A 22549-nucleotide genomic window follows, 5' to 3' on the forward strand; every position below is an offset into this window, starting at 1 on the left:
AATCGAAACCCGACGGATCGCCCGCGATTCGTATTCAGAGGAAGGGGATAGGGTCTATGGAGTTCAGGAAGCTCGGACGTACCGAACTCAATGTTTCGCCGCTTTGCTTCGGCGGCAATGTATTTGGATGGACGGTCGATGAAGCGACATCATTCTCGCTTCTCGACCGTTTCGTTGATGCCGGATTCAATTTCATCGACACGGCGGATGCCTATTCCGCCTGGGCGCCCGGAAATGTGGGCGGCGAATCCGAAACCATTATCGGCAACTGGCTGAAATCCCGCGGCCTGCGCGACAAGGTGGTTATCGCGACCAAGGTGGGCTCGGAAATGGGGCCTGACGAAAAAGGCCTCTCGCCCGCTTATATCCGCAAAGCCGTCGACGCCTCTCTCAAGCGACTGCAAACCGACTATATCGATCTCTATCAGTCCCATTGGGATGATCCTGAAACACCGTTCGAAGATGTGCTCGGCACCTATAAAGAGCTGATCGACGCCGGGAAAGTACGCGCCATCGGTGCGTCCAATCTCACACCTGAACGGCTGACAGAGGCGCTTGACGTCGCCCGGACCAATAATCTGCCGCGCTATGAAAGCCTGCAACCGCTCTATAATCTTTATGATCGCGCTGATTTCGAAAATGGGCTGGAGAAAATCTGCCGTGAAAACGAGCTCGGCGTTATTTCCTATTATTCGCTGGCAGCAGGGTTCCTGACCGGCAAGTATCGTTCCGCTGACGATCTTGGACAAAGCGCACGCGGCAAATCGGTCGAAAAATATCTGACGGATCGTGGCTCGCGGATCATTGCTGCACTCGATGACGTTGCACGCAATCTCGATGTCACGCCTGCGCAGGTTGCAATTGCATGGCTCATCGCACAGCCGTCGATCACAGCCCCTATCGCCAGCGCCACACGCTCGGCCCAGCTCGGCGACCTGATCGCTGCAGCCGAACTGAAACTCAACGACGATGAAATCGCCTTGCTGAACAAGGCGAGCAGTTAAGTTCGAAGATTATGTCGAAGGGTGCCTTACCCTTCGATTTCCTCGCGCAACATTTCCAGCTCCAGCCATTCTTCTTCCATGGCCGCATTTTCAGCGCGTTTCTTCTCCAGAAGATCGGCAGTCTTGGCAAAAAGCGTCGGGTCCTTGGCATAAAGCTGCGGATCGGCAAGCTTGCCTTCCAGCACTGCGATTTCCTTCGAGAGAGCATCCATCTTGCCCGGCAGGGTTTCGAGCGCAAATTTCTGCTTGTAGGAAAGCTTGCGCTTTTCCTCACGCTTCGGCTGCGAAGTGTCCTCTTCCGACTTCTCGTCACTTCGGCTTCCTGACACCTTGACCGAGCGCCGGTTCAAAGCCTGCTCCTTGCGCTGCGCCATCATGTCGGCATAACCGCCCGCATATTCGAGCCATCGCCCGTCACCTTCCGGCGCGATCACAGAGGTCACCGTGCGGTCGAGAAAATCGCGATCATGGCTGACCAGAATAACCGTGCCCGGAAAACCTGCGACCAACTCCTGCAACAGATCCAGCGTTTCCATGTCGAGATCGTTGGTCGGCTCGTCGAGGATCAGCAGGTTGGCGGGGCGAGCCAGCACGCGGGCCAGCATCAAACGCGCCCTTTCGCCACCGGAAAGTTCGCGAATGGGCGTGCGCGCCTGCTCAGGCTGGAACAGAAAGTCCTTCATATAGGACACAACATGCCGCTGCTCGCCGTTGACCACGAGGCTTTCGCCGCGCCCATCCGTCAGATAATGCGTCAGTGTCTCATCCAGATTGAGGCTTTCGCGCTTCTGGTCGAGTTCGGCCATTTCGAGATTAACACCAAGCCGCAAGGTTCCGGAATCCGGCGCAAGCTTGCCTGTCAAAAGCGACAGAAGCGTCGTCTTTCCGGCACCGTTGGGTCCAACGAGACCGATACGGTCACCGCGCTGCACACGGATCGAAAAATCCTTGACCAGCACGCGCTCGCCATAGGCCTTATCCAGCCCCTTGGCTTCAATCACCAGCTTGCCGGACTCCTTGGCATCGCTTGCCGCCAGCACCGCCGTCCCTTGTGCCTTGCGATGATTGCGAAAATCGGCACGCATGGAATGCAGTTCGCCGAGGCGGCGCATATTGCGCTTGCGCCGGGCGGTAACACCGTAGCGCAGCCAATGCTCCTCGCGCGCGATCTGGCGCCCGAGCTTGTGATGGTCACGCTCTTCCTCTTCCAGCACCTTGTCGCGCCATTCCTCGAAATGGCCAAAGCCCTGCTCCAGACGACGCGTGATGCCACGATCCAGCCAGACCGTCGCTCGGCTGACATTCTCCAGAAAGCGGCGGTCATGCGAGATCAAAACAATGGCGGAGCGAATCTGGCGCAGTTCGCTTTCCAGCCATTCGATGGTGGTCAGATCCAGATGGTTGGTCGGCTCGTCCAGCAGCAGAACGTCGGGCTGCGGTGCAATCACCCGCGCCAGAGCGGCACGCCGCGCCTCGCCACCGGACAGATGATCCGGCTTTTCTTCTCCCGTCAGTCCTAGATGCTCGAGAAGATAGGTCACACGATGCGGGTCGTCGGCAGGTCCCAGCCCCGCTTCCACATAGGCGCGGACATTGGCAAAGCCATCCATATCCGGCACCTGCGGCAGATAGCGGATAGTTGCGCCCGGATGTTTGAAAACCTCGCCCGATGTCGCTTCCACCATACCGGCTGCAATCTTGAGCAGGGTGGATTTACCCGAACCGTTGCGCCCGACGAGTGCGATGCGGTCGCCTTCGCTCACCGAGAGGGCGGCATCCTCCAGAAGCGGCGTGCCTCCAAAGGTGAGCTTGATCTGGTCGAGGCGAAGGAGTGGTGGTGCCATGGTTCTTTTCGATAAACAGGGTTTAAAATTCCGCCCTGCTTGTCCGCGACAAAAGCCGTTCTGTCAAATGGTACGGCACGAAAGACCCGTGAAAAACAAACAGGCCGGGTTTCCCCGACCTGTCAGCAAACTTATTTATCCAGCTATTGCTGGCCCAGTCATTACTGGCCCAATGTTACTGGCCCAATGCTTACTGGCAAGGCGCTTCGTAGACGCGGCCATACGGATCGCGGTAACGGCAGTACTGCGTTCCGTTGCGCGTCTGGGCTGCACCAAGGAGCGTACCGGCAACGCCGCCGATAGCAGCGCCAGCAAGAGCACCACGGCCATTGCCGCCGATTGCGCCACCGGCGAGAGCGCCGAGTGCTGCGCCACCAACGCCATAACCGGCCGTGCGCTGTTCATTCGTCGTGCATGCAGCCGTCGAGAACGCAAGCACGCCAGCAACAGCAATCATCGTAAGACGTGATTTCATTGAAACATCTCCTACAAGAGTTGAACTAATCACCGACTTTGCGTCCCCAATTTCGGCGTAAAGCAGATGACACCCGCTTGGCCCATTTACAATACGTTTCGCCTGCCAGCGTCAAGCTCTTTCGATTGATAAGGTTAGCGGCCTCAGCGCGGTGTTTCCTCCATCGCCAAGTTGGCGATAAGTATCGCCAATCCAGAATGCGCAGTAACACGAAGTGTTCCACGAACAACATTGGAAACCGTCCATGAAGAGCCGAAGGGCAGTGTCACATTATCTAACGGCCACTCCGCATTTGTGATCGAAAGGCCTTCGACAGTGTTGAAATTAATCACACTGAACGGCGTTCCGTCGGGAAAGTCATAGACATAATCTCCCGGCGGCAGAGGCCACGCCTCCTCGTAGCCACTGGACAGAAGCACGTTCCGCCCTTTTGCCGCCTGCGCTGTCGCCATGGTCAGGTGCAGCAGCGTGTGATCAGTACGCTGCCCGCCGAAAGCTCCACAGAGGATCACCCGATCCGCACCCCGCATATAGGCTTCCTCGAAGGCCAGTTCTCCGTCCGTCATGTCCTTGGCGGCAGGGAACGTCTTTTGCGGCACATGTCCATATTGCACGCGAAGCTCTGCAGAGGTCGAATCGAAATCGCCGAGCCAGAGTTCCGGTTCGACACCAAGCGCCGCAGCATGCCTGATCCCGCTATCGGCAGCGAGAATACGCGCACCTGCTATTTGGCGCTTCAGGCGATCAGTCACGACCAGATCGCCGCCGAGGAGAATGACGAATGTGCTCATAAGCCGCTCATAACACGGGCAAATCCGCGCCGGAAGCCTGCATTCGCTGCCGTAGCTATCCCCCGAAAGATTATTGCCCTTCCCGTTGCGAAAGATTATTGTCGCAACCGCTCTAACGGGGTGCCGTCTGCTTTCGCGGATGGCTGAGAGGCCCAAAGAGCATTTCCAGCAAAAGTGTGAAACGGTTTTGCGTCCGGAAATGCTGAATAAAACGGCCAACCCGCTGAACCTGATCCGGTTTGCACCGGCGGAGGGATTAGACGCTCCATAAACGGCGCTCAATCCTCTTGTAGTAAAAGAAAGGAAGTGCCGTGATGCGGCTTTTATCTTTGCTGGCTATTTCATTTTCCGCAGCCATGGCTTTCACGCCTTCAGTGCAGGCGAAAGACAAGCTCACCGTCTATACCTACGACAGTTTCGTTTCCGAATGGGGTCCGGGGCCTAAGGTCAAGGAAAACTTCGAGAAGGAATGCGACTGCGAAGTTGACTGGATCGCCTCCGCCGATGGCGTTGCCCTGCTCAACCGTCTCAAGCTTGAAGGCAGCAATACCAAAGCCGATATTGTCCTCGGCCTCGATACCAATCTGACGACCGAAGCGCGCGCTACCGGCTTTTTTGCACCAAGCGACATCGACCAGAGCAATGTGAGCGTTCCGGGCGGCTTTAAGGACGATATATTCGTTCCCTATGATTACGGCTATTTCGCCGTGGTCTATGATTCTGAAAAGCTGCCAAATCCACCGAAAAGCCTGAAGGAACTGGTCGAAGGCGATCCTTCGCAGAAGATCGTGTTGCAGGACCCGCGCACCTCAACGCCGGGGCTCGGCATGCTGCTCTGGATGAAATCTGTCTATGGCAATGAGGCGGAGGCAGCCTGGCAGAAACTGGAGAAGCGCATCCTCACCGTCACGCCTGGCTGGTCGGAGGCCTATGGTCTCTTCACCAAGGGTGAAGCCCCGATGGTGCTGTCCTATACGACATCTCCCGCCTATCACATGATCGCGGAAAAGACGGAGCGCTATAAGGCTCTGGCCTATCCAGAAGGCAATTATCTCCAGATCGAACTGGCCGCTCAAACCACGACCGGCGCAAAAAATCCTCTGGCGCAAAAGTTTCTGGCTTTCATGACCGGCCCCGGTTTTCAGGATGTCATTCCTGAAACCAACTGGATGTATCCAGCCGGCAAGACATCCACCCCGCTTCCAGCCGCTTTCGACGCACTGCCGAAGCCGGAAAAGACGCTTCTCTTCCCTTCCGACGAAGTCGCCAAGAACCGGAAGTCATGGGTCGATGAATGGCTGGCCGCAACCAGTAAATGACGACATTTCCGGCACAGCACCGCTCGAAGAACATATCCGCCGCGAAACCCGCGGCGGGTGCACTGGCACTTGTCTTTCTGATCGTGCTTGCCGGCGGCGCGCTTGTCGCACTGGCATTTGAAGCGGGCAGCGGCGGCTTCGATGCCGCTGCCAATTTTGACGCCTATCTATGGCGGGTTGCTCGTTTCACGATCCTGCAGGCAATCGCTTCAAGCCTGCTTTCCGTGCTGTTTGCCGTTCCAGTCGCCCGCGCACTCTATGCCGAAGTAAATTTTCCGGGCCGCGCGCTTATTCTGCGTCTGTTTGCCCTGCCGCTTGCGCTGCCAGCCCTCGTCGCAGTGCTCGGTGTCACCAGCATCTATGGCCGCAACGGGTTCATTGCGCACCTGTCCGAAGCTGCGGGGCATCCGTTCCAGCCGGACATTTACGGCATTACGGGCATATTGATAGCCCACATCTTCTTCAATATGCCGCTCGCAGTGCGTCTCATTCTTGCAGGATACGAATCCATACCGACCGATTACTGGAAGCTTGCCGCACAGCTCGGCATGGGCAATGGAGCGCGCTTCCGGCTCATCGAATGGCCCGTAATCCGGCGCAATCTGCCGGGCATGATCGGACTCATTTTCATGCTCTGCGTGACGAGTTTCACAACCGTACTGACGCTCGGCGGCGGACCGCGTGCCACCACGCTGGAAGTCGCAATCTACCAAAGCCTGCATTTCGATTTTGATCCAGGTCGTGCTGTCGCCCTCACCTTCACGCAGCTTGCACTGACATTGCTCGTCCTTCTGGCCCTGCGGATGACCGGTAGCACATCCGAAGAGGGCTTCACCCATGCGGCGACGCCGCGGCGCTACAGCAGGGCGTCCACGGCTGAACGCATTTTGAACATCGTCATCATCGGGATGGGTTTCCTCTATGTCGCACTGCCAATTGCAGGCGTTGTCATCTCCGGTCTCGCAGCCGATCTTGGGCGGCTACTGACGGAAAGGACAGTCTGGCGCGCGATCGGCACCAGTCTGGCGCTCGGCTTTTGCGCAGCGTTGCTATCGGTCATTCTGTCACTTGCGCTTGTATCGGCACGTGAAGCGATGAAGAAACGCAAGGTCGCCAGTATTTTCGATACCGGCGCCAGCCTGATCCTTGTCATGCCACCAATCGTGATCGGCGCTGGCTGGTTCATCCTGCTTCGTCATTTCACCGATCCATTTGCGATGGCGCCGTTCATGGTCGTCACCGTCAATGCGGCGATGGCCATGCCCTTTGCGGTGCGTCTTCTGCGGCCCGCATGGGACACAGCAGCCAGCCGCCACAACCGGCTTTGCGCGCAGTTGGGCATTCGCGGCTTCAACCGCCTTCGGGTTATCGACTGGCCTTCGATCCGCAAGCCTTTCGGCATGGCCTTTGCCTTTGCCATGGCGCTTTCTCTTGGCGATCTTGGCACGATCGCTCTGTTCGGCAGTGACGCGCTTTTGACACTGCCCTATCTCCTCTTGCAGCGTATGGGCAGCTATCGCACATTCGACGCGGCGGGTCTGGCGCTTATTCTCGGGCTGCTTTGCCTTGTATTGATGATGATCGCGGATCGCGCATCCCGAAAGGAAACGCCTTCTCCATGAACGCCCGGATGAACGCCCCAATAAACGTCCTCGCCGAAATTCGCCTCGATGAGGTTCGTTTCAGCTATGGTGAAACCGCCATGCATTTCGATGCGACGATAAAGGGCGGTGTCATTGCTGCGGTTGTCGGGCCAAGTGGTTCGGGCAAGTCGACACTTCTCAACCTGATTGCCGGTTTCGAACTCCCGCAATCCGGTCATATCTTCATCGGCGATAAAGACGTCAGCGAACTTCCGCCAGCCGACCGGCCTGTTTCGATGGTGTTTCAGGAAAACAACCTGTTTGCCCACCTGACCGTCGAACAGAATGTCGGCCTCGGACGCTCGCCGAACCTGAAGCTGACCGCAGAAGATCGCACCGATATCGCAGAAGCCCTGTCGCGCGTCGGGCTCGCAGGCAAAGAACAGCGCAAGCCGGAAGTGCTTTCCGGCGGCGAACGCCAGCGCGTGGCAATTGCCCGCGCCCTCATACGCCAGCGTCCGGTTTTACTCCTCGACGAAGCCTTTGCCTCGCTTGGCCCTGCATTGCGGCACCAGATGCTGGATTTAGTCCGGGAACTTCAACTTGAAACCGGCATGACGGTGCTGATGGTGACGCACACGCCTGAAGATGCGCTCTATCTCGACGCAGTGTTGCTTTTTCTCGACAATGGCACGATTTGCGCGATGGGCCCCGCCTCTGAACTGCTTTCGCCGACTGGACCGGAAGCATTGCGGCACTATATCGGCGAAAAGCGGCGTTCAGAGCTGAGCCTCAAATAGAGTTACAGTTGCGGACATATTTTGTTCGCAATCTGCCGGAAGAACCGGCTACAGCTTTCTTATAGTGCCCATGTACGACTTGTACGCTTTCTGGTCTGTGGCTAGATTTGGCCCCGGATCAAGCAATCTGATTCAGAAGCGAGGATAAAATACTGTTCCGTCAATCGACCCGTTTCCGGGCCTTCCTGCGTCTCCCCATCTCCCTGCCAGAATGGACGCAGCAAAATTGGCGGAAGCCAGCCATCGGTCTTGGCTTGCTTGCGATCGCCCTGATTTCAGGTTGCCAGTCGATCAATTCCAGCAAGGATCTGGGACTACAGCCTTCCGACAATCCCGTAACTGTCGACAATGTGACACGCAATGACCGGCTGGCGCAGCTCGGTGCCCAGCAGCATCCCCGCATCCTCGCGACCTATGGCGGTGAGTACAAAGACCAGAAGCTTGAGCGTATGGTGGCGAAAATCGTTGGCAAGCTGACGACCGTTACCGACAAGCCGGACCAGACCTATCGTATCACCATCCTCGACAGTCCCAATATCAATGCCTTCGCATTGCCGGGCGGCTATCTCTACGTTACGCGCGGCCTGCTCGCGCTCGCCAACGACTCTTCAGAAGTCGCGGCCGTGATTGCCCATGAAATGGGCCATGTCATCGCCAATCACGGTATTCTGCGGCAGGAGAAGGAAGCAGAGACGGCCATAGCCGGGCGCGTTGCCAGCGAAGTCCTGCATAATGAATCTGCCAGCCGCGAAGAAGCGCTGCGCGGCAAGCTGCGGCTTGCCCAGTTCTCGCGTAATCAGGAACTTCAGGCGGATGCCATCGGCATCAAGATGATCGGCGAAGCCGGCTATGACCCGTTTGCTTCGGCGCGTTTCCTGCAATCGATGGAAGCCTATCAGAGCTTTCGCTCGGTTTCGGGCGCGACCGATGCCAGCCTCGACTTTCTTGCAAGCCATCCGGCAACACCACAGCGCATCCAGCTTGCGCTCGGTCATGCACGCCGCATCGGCGCACCGGGCGTCGGCACGACGGATCGCGATTCCTTCCTCAACGGCATTGACGGCTTGCTTTATGGCGACTCGCCCAATGAAGGTTATGTCCGTGAGCAGACCTTCATTCATCCTAAGCTCGGCGTCACTTTCCGCGCACCGGATGGCTTCAGCATCGACAATTCAGCCAATGCGGTCATGGCAAGCGGCCCCGGCGAAGTTGCCATTCGTTTCGATGGCGCTTCTCTTCCGGCGGGATCAAACCTTGCCGATTATATCCGGTCCGGTTGGGTGACGGGGCTCGACGACAGTTCGATCCAGACCACCACCATCAACGGTTTGCCCGCAGCTACCGCGCGCGCCAGCGCCGACCGGTGGCAGTTCGACATTGTGGTCATTGGAGCAAACAACAAGGTTTATCGCTTCCTGACAGCGGCACCGAAAGGCAGCAATGCCCTTCTGCCCGCCTCGCAGACGGTCACGCAATCCTTCCGCCTGCTGTCACCAGCCGAACAAAACGCCATCAAGCCACTGCGCATCCGCGTTGTGACGGTGAGGCCGGGCGACACGCTGGCCAGCCTGTCGGCACGCATGCAAGGCACCACCCGCAAGCTGGAACTGTTCCGCCTCCTCAATGCCATGTCGGCGGGAGCGACGGTTTCGGTCGGCGACCGCGTGAAGCTGATCAGCGAGTAAGTCACGATGACGGAAACTCTCATCCACTCTGTCCTTGCTGGAAAAGTCGCTCCTCTCGGGGCTCGCGGCGCTCCAAGCGGCATCGACAAGCAGCCGGTTTCCGGCAAGGCTCGCGTGACTTTCGAAGGGCTGGACTGCGATGCGCAGGGTGATCGGAAAGTGCATGGTGGCCCGGAAAAGGCACTCCATCATTATCCGCACGATCATTATGCGGTCTGGCGCGAAGAGATCGGCCAAAACCCGCGTCTGAGTGCGCGTGGTGCTTTCGGCGAAAACATTTCCACATCGGGCCTGAACGAGCGCAATGTTGCCGTGGGCGACAGGTTCCGGCTCGGCAGCGCGCTTGTCGAGGTTTCACAGGGCCGCCAGCCTTGCTGGAAACTGAACGAACGCTTTGCAAACGCCGACATGGCCGTGCGCGTTCAGAAGACGGGGCGGACAGGCTGGTATTATCGTGTTCTGGAAGAAGGCCACGTAGAAACCGGCGATACGATGATCCTTATCGACCGCCCTTCACCGGACTGGACACTGCACCGGGTCTGGCATCTGCTCTATGTCGATACACTGAACTATGACGAACTGGCAGTAATGGCGGAGCTTTCGTATCTCGCCGACAGCTGGAAGCGCTATGCAGTGCGCCGCCTCGAAAATCGCAAGGTTGAGGACTGGTCCTCTCGGCTTGAAGGCAAAGTCGCCGAACCACAAAAGTAAGGAGCCATTCGGCCCCTTTACTTGTGTTGCCTTGGTCGCAACAGCTTATGCTTGATAAGCTGCCAGTTCGTGCTGGCTCAACAAGGCAATCTTCAGCTTCTCCATTGCACGGCTTTCGATCTGCCGTACCCTTTCCTTGGAGATGCCAAGCTTTTCACCCAGCGCTTCAAGCGTCACGCCGTCATCGTCGAGACGACGCTCACGGATGATGTGCAGTTCGCGCTCGTTCAGCGTATCGAGCGCCACATTGAGCCACTGATTGCGGCGTTCCATATCGATGGAACTTTCGGCGATCTCATCCTGCAAGGGATGATCGTCAACCAGAAAATCCATGCGACGCGACGCGCCCGGCTCCTCGTTGTTCACAGGCGCTGACAGTGAACTATCCGGCCCGGAAAGGCGGCTGTCCATGATCTCGACATCGCTTGTCGAAACACCGAGCTGATCGGAAATCTCCCGATACATCTCAGCCTTGGTCATGTTGTCATCGGACTGGGCCAGCTTTGAACGAAGCCGCCGCAGATTGAAGAAGAGCGCCTTTTGCGCTGAACTTGTACCACCGCGCACGATGGACCAGTTGCGCAGGATATAATCCTGCATCGACGCGCGAATCCACCACGACGCATAGGTCGAGAAACGCACTTCCCGTTCGGGATCGAAACGTGCGGCAGCTTCAAGAAGACCGACATAACCTTCCTGAATGAGATCGTTCATCGGCAATTTGAACTTGCGGAAGCGCCCGGCCATGGAGATGACCAGTCTCATATGTGCCGATGTGATACGATGTAGGGCTTCCTGATCTTTCAGTTCCTTCCAGCGAATGGCAAGGGCTCGCTCCTCTTCGCGCTCCAGATAGGGAGCCGACATTGCGCTGCGGATCATGGATTGAGAAGAGGCTGCTGTCGCTGGGAGGCTACGCGCAACCATAGGCATGCGATTGGCTGGAACTGCGGAAGAACTGCTCATGGATGACTGCTTCATCTGGTTCTCCTGTTCTGAACTCACGCCCGCCGGGCGTTCAGTGGAAGGATATGCCAGTCCCACAAAGACTCATTGGACGAACATGCGAATTCGCCCAAAACTCCCCGCCAGGCCCATTCTTTGGCCAATATGACTACGCCGCAAAACAAACCCGCTTACGAACTGGTGTCTGGAAGAACGCATCAGATGCGATCAGGTTCCCACCATCCAAGGATAAATCTCTGACTATGCAGAAAGATGACTGGAAGGGTTAATGATTGACTGCGAAATTCAATAGAATTTTAACCAGATAATATTGCTCTTTACTCGCATGGAGGGCTGCGGACCCAATTCCTGTTGTGGGCGGAGCATGTCTTCCGAAAATGGGAAGCTCTGACAAACAAAAAAAGCCCGGCTAAAGCCGGGCCTTTTTGAAAGAAGAGAAGTAAAGCTTATGCGGCTTCGACTTCATCATCGTCGAGGTCCGCTTCAGCGTCGGCCTTGCCGCGCTTTGGTCCCTTGGCGAGATTTGCTTCGATCAGACGAACAGCCTCGGTTTCCGAAAGCTTGTTCACGGCAGCGATCTCGCGCGCCATGCGATCAAGGGCAGCTTCATAAAGCTGGCGTTCCGAATAGGACTGTTCCGGCTGGTTTTCAGCGCGGAAGAGATCGCGGACAACTTCCGAGATCGAGATCAGATCGCCGGAATTGATCTTCGCATCATATTCCTGGGCGCGGCGCGACCACATGGTGCGCTTCACACGTGCGCGGCCCTGTACGACCTTCAGTGCACGTTCAACATAGTCGGTCTCCGACAGCTTGCGCATACCGATGGAAGCAGCTTTGGCAACCGGCACCTTCAGGCGCATCTTGTCTTTTTCGAAATCGATCACGAAAAGCTCGAGCTTGTGGCCTGCCACTTCCTGCTCTTCGATGGTGACGATCTGGCCGACGCCATGAGCCGGATATACGATGGCCTCACCGGCCTTGAAACCGCCACGCGCTACTGGAGACTTTTTCTGCTGGGATGACATACGCTTCATTACTCCCTGTTGTGCCCGGCGCGACCCGCCGGTTGACACATGATGTTCGACCGCGCTCCGGAGAAGTGAAGCACGGAAGTTGTTTGTCGGCTTGGAACTGAAAACGTATCTGACGGCAAATCTAGCCGACCGGGTGTACGGTGAGGGGGACGACGCCAAATCGCAATCATCTTCCCCGGTGCCATTCAGCCCGGTACTAAAGATCAGCCCTTTCAGAGATTAACGCATAGCGCCACGAATTGACGTCCAGTCACCGAAATTATTGGAGTAACCTAACACAATTTCGCGAAAGAATCAACAAATTGCCAAATATGTCCTATCTGGCAATGCATCACGCCTAAAAGATGGGCGTTTTCCCGTGATTTCATTCGTCATCTGCCGATGCATTGCAGAAAAAGCAAGTGATAAATCCTGCATTCCAGCGATGTCGGACAACCTGGCAGTCTTGCCGGGTTGAGCGAACATATTCCGGAAGCGCGAAGTCTTCCGAAACGAAGACATACTTATACAATACCGTCCAGCTTGCAGCAGACTGCAAGCTTTACCTGCAACGCTGGCCGGGTATCAGTCGCCGCTACCGGGCTCGGCAGAGAAATACTGCTCCAGCTTGCCAGCCACGCCGTCCATTTCCTTGGCTTCCGGCAGGGCGTCCTTCTTAGCGGTAATATTGGGCCATTTTGCCGCATATTCCGTATTCAATTCCAGCCACTTGTCGAGGCCCGGCTCGGTGTCGGGGCTGATCGCCTCGGCAGGGCATTCCGGTTCACATACGCCACAGTCGATGCACTCGTCGGGATTGATGACGAGCATGTTTTCGCCTTCGTAAAAGCAATCGACCGGACAGACCTCGACGCAGTCCGTATATTTGCAGCGAATGCAATTATCGGTCACGACATACGTCATCGTCGAACTCCTGTTGCCGCCCGAATTCCAGAAGAGGCAGCTTATCTATCCTACAGCTTTGCGCCGATACTCCGGCAAGCCGACAACCGGCTTGGGGCTTTGGAATATCTCGCCACGAAGTCACTGTGCACGGAAATGGTTGCTAGTGGATTGAATTTGACGTTTGATATCCCTCCGACATCAATCTCATTTCAAACGTCAAATTCGAAGAATCCGCTAGATCCATGGGTTCATTAGTGGTCTTTTAGATTCCGACATTTGCTCGACGTCTGTATCAGGGAGGATGCAAATGTCGGAATCAGACCACTAGCCTCAGCCATGCCCTTTTATGACATGCGTGAGGTAACGATTTTATCCTGCCGTGACAAGGGCACAAACGCCGCAACGTCACGAAGTCACGCACATCTGAAACAGCATTTCGTTTGAAGGCTTTTGCGTGGAAAAGGCTTTCGCCGGAACGGTTCAACACGCAATTTCCATCACCGCCAAAAGATGCCTGCGGCAACGCGTCCGTGTCAGTTTCCGCGCAAACGATCCGTTTCACGGCGTGCTTTCTTGGTCGGGCGTCCGGCTCCGCTCTCACGTTGCGGCGTTACCACCTCCGCCGCCATCGCAGTAGCAGATGCCGGTGGCGGCGAAAGATCTTCATAAAGAAGCTGGGCTTCAGGCGCCGGACCGCGGCGCTCACCTGGAGCAACGATCTTGTAAACGAGGATACGACGGTCGAGTGTGATGGTCAGCACATCGCCAACCTTCACCTGATGAGCGGCCTGCTCGATCTTGTCACGGTTGAGCCGGACCTTGCCGCCGACGGCGAGTTTCGCCGCCAGCGATCTTGATTTGACCACGCGCGCGAAGAACAGCCACTTGTCGATTCGCTGTCTTGCGCCCGCTTCTGCAGTCATCTTACTTCTTCATCTGCTCTTTCAGAGCAAGAAGCTTGGCGAAAGGCGAATCGGGATCGATACGTGCAGGACGTTCCTGCTCCACACGTTTGCCGCCCTGATGACCATGATCACGCTTCGGCTGACGCTGATTGCCACCACGGAAGTCCCCCTTGGAACCTTCGCGCTTGCCTTCGCCGTCATGACGCTTTTGCTTGTCGAAGCGCTTGCCGCCACGATCATTGCGCGCCTGCTGCTCTGCTCCGCCTTCCGACTTGCGTGCTTCGCCGCCCTGATCGCGGTTCTGATGACCACGATTCTGGTTACCGCGATTTTGACGCTGACGGTTCTGGTCCTGATTGCGGTTGCGGCCTTCGAAACGCCCCTGACGCCACAGAAGAACAGGCTTCGGTTCTTCTGCCACCGCTTCTGCGGTTTCGCCTGCCGGTTCGGTTTCTGCCGCTACAGGTGCAGCTTCTTCCGCTTTGGCTTCGGTTTCCGTTTCCGTCTCAGCGACAACAACCGCCGGTGCGGGCACAGGTTCAGCCGCTGGCACAGCAGGCCTCTCAGCCTCTGCGACCGGCGAAACGCCAGCTTCCTTGGCTGCAGCTTCGGCCGCGAAAGCATCCAGCTCAGCAAGCTTCGCCGTGACGGCAGCGGCTTCCATGGCCTCGTGACGATAGCCGAGGCTCTTCAGGATTTCTTCCATATCGTCGGTGGTCGCACCGAGAATGGACATCATGGCAGGCGTGACGATGAACCGTCCGCCGTCATAAGCGCCATCCGGACGCGCACCGGACCCCGGACGCCAGGCAAGCGCCGGACGGATCAGGTCGGCAAGTCGTTCCAGAATATCGATGCGCACGGCACGGCGGCCCAGCACGCGATAGCCTGCCAGACGGTAGAACATTGGATCGAACGCCGGATCGACCACGACCGAAGTGCGGCCAGCCGCCAACACATTCACGACGTCGCCATAACCGGCCCGTTCGCGGCCATCATTCTTGAGCGCCCAGAGCAGCGTGATGAGGCCAGCCGGAGCGGGCTTCAGCAGCATGGGCATGAAGACGTGATAGGCGCCGAAACGCACGCCGAGACGGCGCAGCGCCGCGCGCGAATCCTGATCGAGCCCACGCACTTCCTCTGCCACATCGCGACGCGGAAGAATGCCAAGGTTCTCGACGATCTGGAAAGCAAGGCCGCGTGTCATGCCGGTCAGGGCATCAGCGGCAGCCAGATCGGTAAGCGGCTTCAGAACGGTTTCGATATGATGGGCGACGAACCGCTCGATACGCGCGGCAACCTTGTCGCGCGCCGCTCCGGTAAGTTGTTCGTCGGCCAGGATCACTGCACGCGGCTTCAGCAGGTCATCACCTGCAACCAGCGTTGCGACCGTTGCACCAACCCAGCGCATAACGCCATCCGAGCCGAGCGCAAAATCGCCGTTCGGCGCAGCAGCAAAGCGCTCCGCGCGGCGTTCGAACTCGGCGGCCAGCGCCTTTTGTGCAGCCGACTTCACCGCCTTGGCGTCCGGCCCCTCGGCCTGAACGTCAGCGGTAAAACGGAATCCTTCCAGTTGCCCGACATTGTGGCCTTCGACAATCACGTCTCCGGCAGGGCTGATTTCTGCTTCAAGCATGGCATTCTCTCTCAGGCGCCTCATAAGCACGCTTGTCCTGCGGTCTACAAAGCGTTTCGTCAACCTTTCATGCAGCGCGTCGGACAATCTGTCCTCAATTTCGCGCGTCTTTTCCTGCCAGTGTGTCGGATCGGCAAGCCATCCCGGCCTGTGCGACACAAAAGTCCAGGTTCGAATTTGCGCCACACGATGCGACAGGGTGTCAATTTCCCCCTCTGTGCTATCGGCGCGGCGCACCTGTTCGCTCATATAATCTTCATCGACGCTCCCTCGGCGGACAAGATCCTGATAGATGGTTGCAATGATATCGGCATGCTGCGCCGGCGCGATCTTGCGATAATCGGGCAGCGCGCAGGCGTCCCACAAAAGCTCGATACGTGCCGGTGTCTTGGCGAGCCGCACAATCTCTTCGTCTTTCGACAAATTTTCAAGCGCTTGTTGATCGACGGCTGGCAAAGCCTTGGCCAATCCTTCGATCGGTGCGAGTGTTTCCAGCGAATATCGCAGGGAATCGAGCGATGAAAAGTCGAACCGCGCCGTGCGCCACTGCAGCACTTTCACCGGATCGAAATTATGCGCTTCCACCCGCTCGACCAGCTCTTCGTCGAACGGATGCACCTGCCCGGTCACGCCGAAGGTGCCGTCACGCAGATGTCTGCCCGCACGCCCGGCGATCTGCCCCACTTCTGCGGGCGTCAGATCGCGGAACTGATAGCCGTCGAATTTGCGGTTCTGCGCAAAGGCAACATGGTCGACATCCAGATTGAGCCCCATCCCGATAGCATCGGTTGCCACCAGAAAATCGACATCGCCCGACTGGTAAAGCTCGACCTGCGCATTGCGCGTGCGCGGCGACAAAGCGCCCATGACCACAGCAGCCCCGCCGCGCTGGCGGCGGATCAATTCGGCAATCGCATAAACTTCATCGGCGGAAAAGGCGACAATGGCGGAACGGTTCGGCAGACGGGTAATCTTCTTGGAACCGGCATAGGCCAGATGCGACAGGCGCGGACGCGTCACCACATTGATGCCACGCAGAAGCTTTTCCAGAATGCCGCGCATGGTCCCTGCACCAAGCAGGAGCGTCTCCTGCCGTCCGCGCAGATGCAGGATGCGGTCGGTGAATATATGGCCCCGCTCCAGATCACCGGCGAGCTGTACTTCATCGATGGCCACGAAAGCCACATCGGTGCGGCGCGGCATGGCCTCAACCGTGCAGACGGAATAGCGCGCGCCGGGCGGCACGATCTTTTCCTCACCCGTGACCAGCGCGACATTGGCCGCCCCAACCCGTTCCACGACGCGGTTATAGACCTCGCGCGCCAGCAGGCGCAGCGGCAGGCCGATCATCCCGCTTCCATGCGACAGCATGCGTTCGATGGCCAGATGCGTTTTGCCGGTATTGGTCGGCCCAAGCACCGCAGTCACATCGCGGCCACTCAAGGTCAGCGGCAAATCATGGGCAGGGAGTTGGTTCATGCCAATAATCGGGTTCCCGGTACAAGCGCCCGTCACGGGCTGGATGCTGGTTCTTGCGATAGCACTATACGACCTGCACCGGAAGCGCTCCTGTTAAGTTTCAATATGGACGAGTTGCCAGCCTTTCGGCGAACGATACGCATCCGGTCAATAACTTGTCGATTAACGATTGGAACGACTCTGGAACGAATCGGCGACGAATCGCTGACTCGAGTAGCTTCGCCTTTTGTTCACGGCAACATATAGTAAGCCTAACACAAAACCCCACAATATGATGAATCGGATGTTCCGCTTTTCTGTGTTTTTCTGACGCGAAACGACACCGCCGTTAACTTTTGGCAAAACCTGTCAACAGGCTGTTCCGGTAGCAAGGCGATTCTTCAGAAAATCTTAATGATTACTGATAGTTCGTTAATTCATGAACGGTTGCGAACACGATCTTCGTTAACCTTCAGGCCAAAGCCGGAACGAATCGGCGACGAATCGCTGATCCGCAAAGTTTCTCCATTTGTTCTCACCACATCTGGTGTTCAAAGTGCCAGACACGCCATAGAAAATCGAAACCAGACGAACCTTGATGAGCATTTCTTCGATTTCGCGTTAACTTTTCCGGCAATTCCGTATGCCCGACGCCTCCGATTTCAAACGTCTCATTGCGGAAACAAAAAGGCGGACGGAGCTATTTCTCCACCCGCCCCTCTTCTGATAAAGGCGAAGGTCAGTCGCGCTCGACGCACAAGGCAACGCCCATGCCGCCGCCGATGCAAAGTGTCGCCAGACCGCGCTTGGCATCACGGCGCTGCATTTCGTAAAGCAACGTTGTCAGAACGCGCGCGCCGGAGGCACCTATCGGATGTCCGATCGCGATTGCTCCGCCATTGACATTGACGATACCCGGGTTGAGGCCAAGATCACGGACAACAGCGCAGGACTGCGCAGCAAAGGCTTCGTTGGCTTCGACCAGATCGAGATCACCGACGCTCCAGCCTGCCTTTTCCAATGCCTTCTTCGTCGCCGGAATCGGCCCCGTTCCCATGATCGACGGATCGACGCCAGCCGTCGCCCAGGAAACGATGCGAGCCAGCGGCTTCACACCACGTTTGGCAGCCTCATCCGCATCCATCAGCACCACTGCTGCAGCGCCATCGTTAATCCCGGATGCGTTACCCGCAGTGACCGTTCCTTCCTTGTCGAAAGCCGGTCTCAGCTTGGTCAAAGCCTCCATCGTCGTACCGGGACGGATATATTCGTCAACTGAGACAACGACATCCCCCTTGCGACCTTTCACGGTGAAGGGAACGATTTCATCCTCGAACCTACCGGCAGTCTGTGCAGCTTCCGCCTTCTGCTGGGAGGCCAGTGCGAACTCATCCTGATCGGCGCGGGTCAACTGCCACTGGCGAGCTATATTTTCCGCCGTGATCCCCATGTGATAGCCATTGAAGGCATCGGTCAGGCCGTCCTTCAGCATGGTGTCGATCATCTTGAAGTCGCCCATTTTCACGCCCGAACGCAAATGCGCGCAATGCGGCGCCATGGACATGGATTCCTGGCCGCCTGCCACGATGATCTTGGCATCGCCGGAAAGAATCTGCTGCATGCCGAGCGCGACCGCCCGCAAACCCGAACCGCATAGCTGGTTGATCGAGAAGGCCGTTGTCTCCTTCGGGCAACCGGCGTCCATGGCCGCCTGCCGCGCCGGGTTCTGCCCTTCACCTGCCGTCAGCACCTGTCCGAGAATAACCTCGTCCACATCAGTCGCCGCCACACCGGCGCGTTCCAGCGCGCCTTTGATGACCGCCGCACCCAGTTCATGTGCGGGGATATTGGCAAACGCACCGTTGAAAGCGCCCACTGCGGTACGCGCCGCGCTGGCAATGACGATGGCTTTCTGGTCGGACATTCTTTCCTCCTTGAAATGTTGCGCAACACAAAGACCAAAATTCCGGCCTTGGCAAGCTTTGCAGTGCGTCAGCAACCGTCTTCATGAAAATCGATAAAGTGTTTTTCCCATGGCGAGCAGCATTGGAGTGTGCATTGCCGGTCATGATCGCTAAATTACATTTAGCTATAAATAGGAGATTATCCATGCCTTCACTGACGCTCGAACAAGCCAATGGGATTATTGCCGGTGCCTTTGCCAAGGCGGCGGAGCTGAAACTGAAGCCGCTGGCTGTTTGCGTTCTCGATGCAGGCGGCCATGTGAAGGCTTTCCAGCGTCAGGACGGCGCGTCCATGCTCCGCTTCGAGATCGGCTCGGGCAAGGCCTATGGCGCGCTTGCGGTCGGCACCGGCTCACGCTGGCTGAACAATCAGGCAAAGGACCGTCCACACTTCCTGGAAGGCCTCTCGGGCGTGTCGGGCGGCAAGGTCGTGCCGGTACCGGGTGGCGTTCTGATAAAGGATGCAGGCGGCGAAATCCTCGGTGCAGTCGGCATTTCCGGCGACACATCGGACAATGACGAGATTGCAGCCATTTCCGGCATCGAAGGCGCAGGCTTTGCATCTGACGCAGGCTGATTTTCAATAATTGTTCTCGATCAAGGCCGCTTCATGCGGCCTTTTTCATGCAGTTTGCAAAGAAGGCCGCACAAAAGAAAACGCCGCTTCCGGAAACCGGAAACGGCGTTCTTGAAAATCATCTTTCGGCTGCAATGCAGCGTCAGACTTATTCCTTGGCTTCGAGGACCTGACGGCCGCGATACATACCGCTCTTCAGATCGATATGATGCGGACGACGAAGTTCGCCCGAGTTCTTGTCCTCGACATAGGTCGGGGCCTTGAGAGCGTCAGCCGAACGGCGCATGCCGCGCTTCGACGGAGACGTTTTTCGTTTTGGTACTGCCATGGATCCAGCTCCACTGATCGGTCAATAAACGTCCGGCACGGCCCCGAAGAGCCTGTCACATCGGACAAAATTCCGGAAAGTCACGTGCCTATACACGCTCCAACGGCGTTTGACCAGCGGGAGTCTGATCTTTTTTTCGTATCGCGTATTTATTGCACGCAAACCACATAGGGCCCCGACCGTGCAGCGCGTCCGGCAACGATCCGGGCAATACGCTGCATGTTCCGCGTCGGCTTGGCTGGATTGCGCAAGGCCGGGTTCGGCAACGTGACGGCAAGCAGTGCGGATTGCTGCGCGTTGAGTTTTGCTGCCGGGCGCTTGAAATAATGCTGGGCTGCGGCCTCGATCCCGTAAATGCCCGGTCCCCACTCGGCGATATTCAGATAGATTTCCATAATGCGCTTTTTGGACAGAATACCGTCAGCAGCCAGCGCCAGCGGAAATTCGAGCCCCTTGCGGACATAAGAGCGCCCATTCCAGAGGAAGAGGTTCTTCACTGTCTGCATCGTGATCGTGGATGCGCCGCGGCTTGGGCCACCCTCGCCCGCATCGTCCAGAACCAGCCCAAGCTGATGCCAGTCCACCCCGCCGTGGCTACAGAACTGGCCATCCTCGGCCATCATCACCGAATTGACGAGAACCGGCGCGACGTCGTCGATACTGACCCATCTGCGGTCCACGCCCTGAAACAGAACATAGTCCTTGACCATCAGGGTCGAAATCGGGCGGACGAAGGGCACGGAATATACAAGAAGCAGGAAAATCGGCAATACGGCCAGAATCACCAGAATCTTGAGCGCGAGGGCAATCCGGGCACCCCAAACGGGATCTGCCAGATAATTGCGCCCATCTTTGCTCTTGATGATGATTTTTGCCACTGCCACCGCCTGCTGCCTTCCCCCAAGCGACATAAACCATTCCTTAATAAGTTTGAACCGGATTCCATAATCCAACCGGGGAAACAAGTCGAAACGCGCCGTTTCGTGACGTTCAAATGAAAAAGCCTGTGCTGATCGATGTGCCCGGTTGACCAATTCGGCGCTTTCGTCCATCCCCTTTGCCATGGAAAAGCTGTCGACCGATTTCACCGCCGTTCTCAACCATCGCGCCATGGAAGTGGAAATGGCGCTGACGGGCCTTCTGGACCAGCGCCTCAGGACGGGAGAAATCGCCCGCCCGGAACGGCTGCTCGCTGCCATGCGCCACGGTGTCCTGAATGGCGGCAAGCGCCTCCGGCCTTTTCTCGTTGTCGAAAGTGCCGCTTTGTTCGGCAAAGGTGGCGACGCCGTTCTGCGTGTTGCTGCCGCTCTCGAATGCATTCACTGCTATTCGCTTGTCCATGACGATCTGCCAGCTATGGACGACGATGATCTGCGGCGCGGTCAGCCGACCGTGCACAAGGCATTTGATGAAGCCGCCGCCATTCTGGCTGGTGACGGCCTTCTGACCTATGCTTTCGACATCATCTCGTCGGATGAAACCGATCTCGACGCAGCAATTCGCGTACAACTGGTTGCAGCGCTTGCCCGCGCATCCGGCCTCGGAGGTATGGTGGGCGGACAGGCTCTCGATCTGATGGCCGAGACCAGCAAGCCCGACGAAGCCGGTATCATCACGTTGCAGGCAATGAAGACCGGCGCGCTGATCCGTTTCGCCTGCGAGGCCGGAGCCATCATCGCCAACGCATCCAGCGAAGACCGCGAGCGTATGGCCGAATTCGGCTCGGCCATCGGCCTTGCCTTCCAGCTCGCCGACGATCTTCTGGACGTTACCGCCGACGCGGAGGCGATGGGCAAGGCGACCGGCAAGGATGCTGCCGCCGGAAAAGCCACGCTGGTTTCACTCCATGGCATCGACTGGACGCGCAAGCAATTGTCTGGACTGGTTGCCCAGGCGGAAAGTCTGCTGGCGCCTTTCGGCAAGGATGCTGATATTTTGAAGCAGGCTGCGCGGTTCATCGCCGAACGCCAGAATTAAAGCAGGTCTCCCGAAAGTGAGAACCCATTCGGGATAAAGACATGCGTAAAGACAGCGACTCAGAGATCGTCCTCACGCACCTTGATGATAACCACATCGTCGGCGGAAAGCATGCGCCCATCCTGAGCGCGAACATCAAGCGCGGCCACATCCTCGCCTGACACGCTGTCGACAAGACGCGAATGTGACTCACCCGGCGCAAATAGGTGCTTTTCACCCCATTGCCTGAGCGACACGATGACCGGCAGCAGATCGCGCCCTTTGGCTGTCAGCCGATATTCCTGATGCGCCCCGCCATTGGGGTCCAGAACAGTTTCCATGATCTCCTCCCCCGTCAGCTTGCGCAGGCGTTCCGATAGAATATTGCGGGCGATCCCCAGATTCTTCTGAAAGGCGCTGAAACGCGTCACACCGTCAAAGGCTTCACGGACGATCAGCAGCGACCACCAGTCGCCGATCACATCAAGCGCACGCGCACTCGGGCAATAATCGCCTTTCATGCTTTTCTTTCGAACCATGTTCACTCCATCGATTGCAATCTGGTTGCAATATAAAACCTTTTTCGCTACAAGCAAAATGGTTTCATTTTGAAACCATTTTGCAG

Annotated in this window: 20 protein-coding genes and 1 riboswitch; of the genes, 8 read left to right on the top strand and 12 right to left on the bottom strand. The window is 57.3% G+C overall.

The features are described from left to right. Positions 1 to 56: 56 nt before the first annotated feature. The gene (locus F9K91_RS08705; RefSeq protein ID WP_151555875.1) at positions 57 to 1004 is read left to right on the top strand and encodes an aldo/keto reductase; all 948 of its coding nucleotides are present in this window, start codon (positions 57 to 59) and stop codon (positions 1002 to 1004) included. 26 nt (positions 1005 to 1030) lie between these two features. On the opposite strand, the gene F9K91_RS08710 is transcribed toward F9K91_RS08705, so the two are convergent. From F9K91_RS08710 to F9K91_RS08720, 3 genes are all read right to left on the bottom strand, one after another. After that, positions 1031 to 2848: an ABC-F family ATP-binding cassette domain-containing protein gene (locus tag F9K91_RS08710; protein WP_151555876.1), complete on the bottom strand. Its 1818-nt coding sequence runs from the start codon at positions 2846 to 2848 to the stop codon at positions 1031 to 1033. Between the two features lie 190 nt (positions 2849 to 3038). After that, positions 3039 to 3323, bottom strand: a complete 285-nt coding sequence (locus tag F9K91_RS08715) for a hypothetical protein (RefSeq protein ID WP_010661429.1) — start codon at positions 3321 to 3323, stop codon at positions 3039 to 3041. Between the two features lie 143 nt (positions 3324 to 3466). Then, positions 3467 to 4114, bottom strand: a complete 648-nt coding sequence (locus F9K91_RS08720) for a thiamine diphosphokinase (protein WP_151555877.1) — start codon at positions 4112 to 4114, stop codon at positions 3467 to 3469. A gap of 106 nt (positions 4115 to 4220) precedes the next feature. Further along, a riboswitch (TPP riboswitch) is annotated at positions 4221 to 4387 on the top strand. A gap of 41 nt (positions 4388 to 4428) precedes the next feature. On the opposite strand from F9K91_RS08720, the gene thiB reads away from it, so the two are divergent. From thiB to F9K91_RS08745, 5 genes are all read left to right on the top strand, one after another. Beyond that, a complete protein-coding gene (gene thiB, locus F9K91_RS08725) occupies positions 4429 to 5433 on the top strand; it encodes a thiamine ABC transporter substrate binding subunit (protein ID WP_151555878.1) in 1005 nt (334 codons plus the stop codon). Next, positions 5430 to 7055, top strand: a complete 1626-nt coding sequence (thiP, locus tag F9K91_RS08730) for a thiamine/thiamine pyrophosphate ABC transporter permease ThiP (RefSeq protein WP_151677640.1) — start codon at positions 5430 to 5432, stop codon at positions 7053 to 7055. The genes thiB and thiP overlap by 4 nt, the downstream gene beginning before the upstream one ends. Before the next feature lie 8 nt (positions 7056 to 7063). Beyond that, positions 7064 to 7816 carry a thiamine ABC transporter ATP-binding protein gene (gene thiQ, locus F9K91_RS08735; RefSeq protein ID WP_282188466.1) on the top strand — a complete coding sequence of 251 codons (753 nt, stop codon included), beginning with the start codon at positions 7064 to 7066 and terminating at the stop codon, positions 7814 to 7816. A 203-nt stretch (positions 7817 to 8019) separates the two neighbouring features. Next, positions 8020 to 9501, top strand: coding sequence for a cell division protease CdlP (gene cdlP / locus F9K91_RS08740; protein ID WP_151555880.1), 1482 nt, complete (start codon positions 8020 to 8022; stop codon positions 9499 to 9501). A gap of 6 nt (positions 9502 to 9507) precedes the next feature. After that, the gene (locus tag F9K91_RS08745) at positions 9508 to 10212 is read left to right on the top strand and encodes an MOSC domain-containing protein (RefSeq protein ID WP_151677641.1); all 705 of its coding nucleotides are present in this window, start codon (positions 9508 to 9510) and stop codon (positions 10210 to 10212) included. Between the two features lie 45 nt (positions 10213 to 10257). Here the strand turns inward: F9K91_RS08745 and F9K91_RS08750 are convergent, their stop codons facing one another. From F9K91_RS08750 to F9K91_RS08780, 6 genes are all read right to left on the bottom strand, one after another. Continuing rightward, positions 10258 to 11193 carry an RNA polymerase factor sigma-32 gene (locus F9K91_RS08750; RefSeq protein WP_151555882.1) on the bottom strand — a complete coding sequence of 312 codons (936 nt, stop codon included), beginning with the start codon at positions 11191 to 11193 and terminating at the stop codon, positions 10258 to 10260. Between the two features lie 431 nt (positions 11194 to 11624). Continuing rightward, a complete protein-coding gene (locus F9K91_RS08755; protein ID WP_006471273.1) occupies positions 11625 to 12206 on the bottom strand; it encodes a CarD family transcriptional regulator in 582 nt (193 codons plus the stop codon). A gap of 573 nt (positions 12207 to 12779) precedes the next feature. After that, a complete protein-coding gene (fdxA, locus tag F9K91_RS08760) occupies positions 12780 to 13118 on the bottom strand; it encodes a ferredoxin FdxA (RefSeq protein ID WP_061347990.1) in 339 nt (112 codons plus the stop codon). Positions 13119 to 13633: 515 nt separating this feature from the next. Then, complete coding sequence (locus F9K91_RS08770) at positions 13634 to 14023, bottom strand: RNA-binding S4 domain-containing protein (RefSeq protein WP_151677642.1); 390 nt, start codon at positions 14021 to 14023, stop codon at positions 13634 to 13636. Position 14024: 1 nt separating this feature from the next. Then, the gene (locus tag F9K91_RS08775; protein ID WP_151555885.1) at positions 14025 to 17120 is read right to left on the bottom strand and encodes a helicase-related protein; all 3096 of its coding nucleotides are present in this window, start codon (positions 17118 to 17120) and stop codon (positions 14025 to 14027) included. A 718-nt stretch (positions 17121 to 17838) separates the two neighbouring features. Then, on the bottom strand, positions 17839 to 19023 hold the full coding sequence (locus F9K91_RS08780) for an acetyl-CoA C-acetyltransferase (RefSeq protein ID WP_151555886.1): 1185 nt from the start codon (positions 19021 to 19023) through the stop codon (positions 17839 to 17841). A 185-nt stretch (positions 19024 to 19208) separates the two neighbouring features. On the opposite strand from F9K91_RS08780, the gene F9K91_RS08785 reads away from it, so the two are divergent. After that, positions 19209 to 19640: a GlcG/HbpS family heme-binding protein gene (locus F9K91_RS08785; protein WP_010661442.1), complete on the top strand. Its 432-nt coding sequence runs from the start codon at positions 19209 to 19211 to the stop codon at positions 19638 to 19640. A gap of 148 nt (positions 19641 to 19788) precedes the next feature. On the opposite strand, the gene rpmF is transcribed toward F9K91_RS08785, so the two are convergent. After that, a complete protein-coding gene (gene rpmF, locus F9K91_RS08790; RefSeq protein WP_006467787.1) occupies positions 19789 to 19968 on the bottom strand; it encodes a 50S ribosomal protein L32 in 180 nt (59 codons plus the stop codon). A 149-nt stretch (positions 19969 to 20117) separates the two neighbouring features. After that, the gene (gene mtgA / locus F9K91_RS08795; RefSeq protein WP_176038049.1) at positions 20118 to 20846 is read right to left on the bottom strand and encodes a monofunctional biosynthetic peptidoglycan transglycosylase; all 729 of its coding nucleotides are present in this window, start codon (positions 20844 to 20846) and stop codon (positions 20118 to 20120) included. 184 nt (positions 20847 to 21030) lie between these two features. On the opposite strand from mtgA, the gene F9K91_RS08800 reads away from it, so the two are divergent. Then, complete coding sequence (locus F9K91_RS08800; protein WP_151555941.1) at positions 21031 to 21945, top strand: polyprenyl synthetase family protein; 915 nt, start codon at positions 21031 to 21033, stop codon at positions 21943 to 21945. Positions 21946 to 22004: 59 nt separating this feature from the next. Here F9K91_RS08800 and F9K91_RS08805 read toward each other — a convergent pair whose 3' ends face one another. Beyond that, positions 22005 to 22463, bottom strand: a complete 459-nt coding sequence (locus F9K91_RS08805; protein ID WP_151677643.1) for a winged helix-turn-helix transcriptional regulator — start codon at positions 22461 to 22463, stop codon at positions 22005 to 22007. Between the last annotated feature and the right edge of the window lie 86 nt (positions 22464 to 22549).

The organism is Brucella tritici (genome assembly GCF_008932295.1).
GTDB lineage: Bacteria > Pseudomonadota > Alphaproteobacteria > Rhizobiales > Rhizobiaceae > Brucella > Brucella tritici.

What these genes read in the sequence shown, in the direction of transcription:
- F9K91_RS08705 (WP_151555875.1), top strand. Translation starts at nt 57, where the DNA reads ATGGAGTTCAGGAAGCTCGGACGTACCGAACTCAATGTTTCGCCGCTT.
- F9K91_RS08710 (WP_151555876.1), bottom strand. Translation starts at nt 2,848, where the DNA reads ATGGCACCACCACTCCTTCGCCTCGACCAGATCAAGCTCACCTTTGGA.
- F9K91_RS08715 (WP_010661429.1), bottom strand. Translation starts at nt 3,323, where the DNA reads ATGAAATCACGTCTTACGATGATTGCTGTTGCTGGCGTGCTTGCGTTC.
- F9K91_RS08720 (WP_151555877.1), bottom strand. Translation starts at nt 4,114, where the DNA reads ATGAGCACATTCGTCATTCTCCTCGGCGGCGATCTGGTCGTGACTGAT.
- thiB (WP_151555878.1), top strand. Translation starts at nt 4,429, where the DNA reads ATGCGGCTTTTATCTTTGCTGGCTATTTCATTTTCCGCAGCCATGGCT.
- thiP (WP_151677640.1), top strand. Translation starts at nt 5,430, where the DNA reads ATGACGACATTTCCGGCACAGCACCGCTCGAAGAACATATCCGCCGCG.
- thiQ (WP_282188466.1), top strand. Translation starts at nt 7,064, where the DNA reads ATGAACGCCCCAATAAACGTCCTCGCCGAAATTCGCCTCGATGAGGTT.
- F9K91_RS08745 (WP_151677641.1), top strand. Translation starts at nt 9,508, where the DNA reads ATGACGGAAACTCTCATCCACTCTGTCCTTGCTGGAAAAGTCGCTCCT.
- F9K91_RS08750 (WP_151555882.1), bottom strand. Translation starts at nt 11,193, where the DNA reads ATGAAGCAGTCATCCATGAGCAGTTCTTCCGCAGTTCCAGCCAATCGC.
- F9K91_RS08755 (WP_006471273.1), bottom strand. Translation starts at nt 12,206, where the DNA reads ATGTCATCCCAGCAGAAAAAGTCTCCAGTAGCGCGTGGCGGTTTCAAG.
- fdxA (WP_061347990.1), bottom strand. Translation starts at nt 13,118, where the DNA reads ATGACGTATGTCGTGACCGATAATTGCATTCGCTGCAAATATACGGAC.
- F9K91_RS08770 (WP_151677642.1), bottom strand. Translation starts at nt 14,023, where the DNA reads ATGACTGCAGAAGCGGGCGCAAGACAGCGAATCGACAAGTGGCTGTTC.
- F9K91_RS08775 (WP_151555885.1), bottom strand. Translation starts at nt 17,120, where the DNA reads ATGAACCAACTCCCTGCCCATGATTTGCCGCTGACCTTGAGTGGCCGC.
- F9K91_RS08780 (WP_151555886.1), bottom strand. Translation starts at nt 19,023, where the DNA reads ATGTCCGACCAGAAAGCCATCGTCATTGCCAGCGCGGCGCGTACCGCA.
- F9K91_RS08785 (WP_010661442.1), top strand. Translation starts at nt 19,209, where the DNA reads ATGCCTTCACTGACGCTCGAACAAGCCAATGGGATTATTGCCGGTGCC.
- rpmF (WP_006467787.1), bottom strand. Translation starts at nt 19,968, where the DNA reads ATGGCAGTACCAAAACGAAAAACGTCTCCGTCGAAGCGCGGCATGCGC.
- F9K91_RS08800 (WP_151555941.1), top strand. Translation starts at nt 21,031, where the DNA reads ATGGAAAAGCTGTCGACCGATTTCACCGCCGTTCTCAACCATCGCGCC.
- F9K91_RS08805 (WP_151677643.1), bottom strand. Translation starts at nt 22,463, where the DNA reads ATGGTTCGAAAGAAAAGCATGAAAGGCGATTATTGCCCGAGTGCGCGT.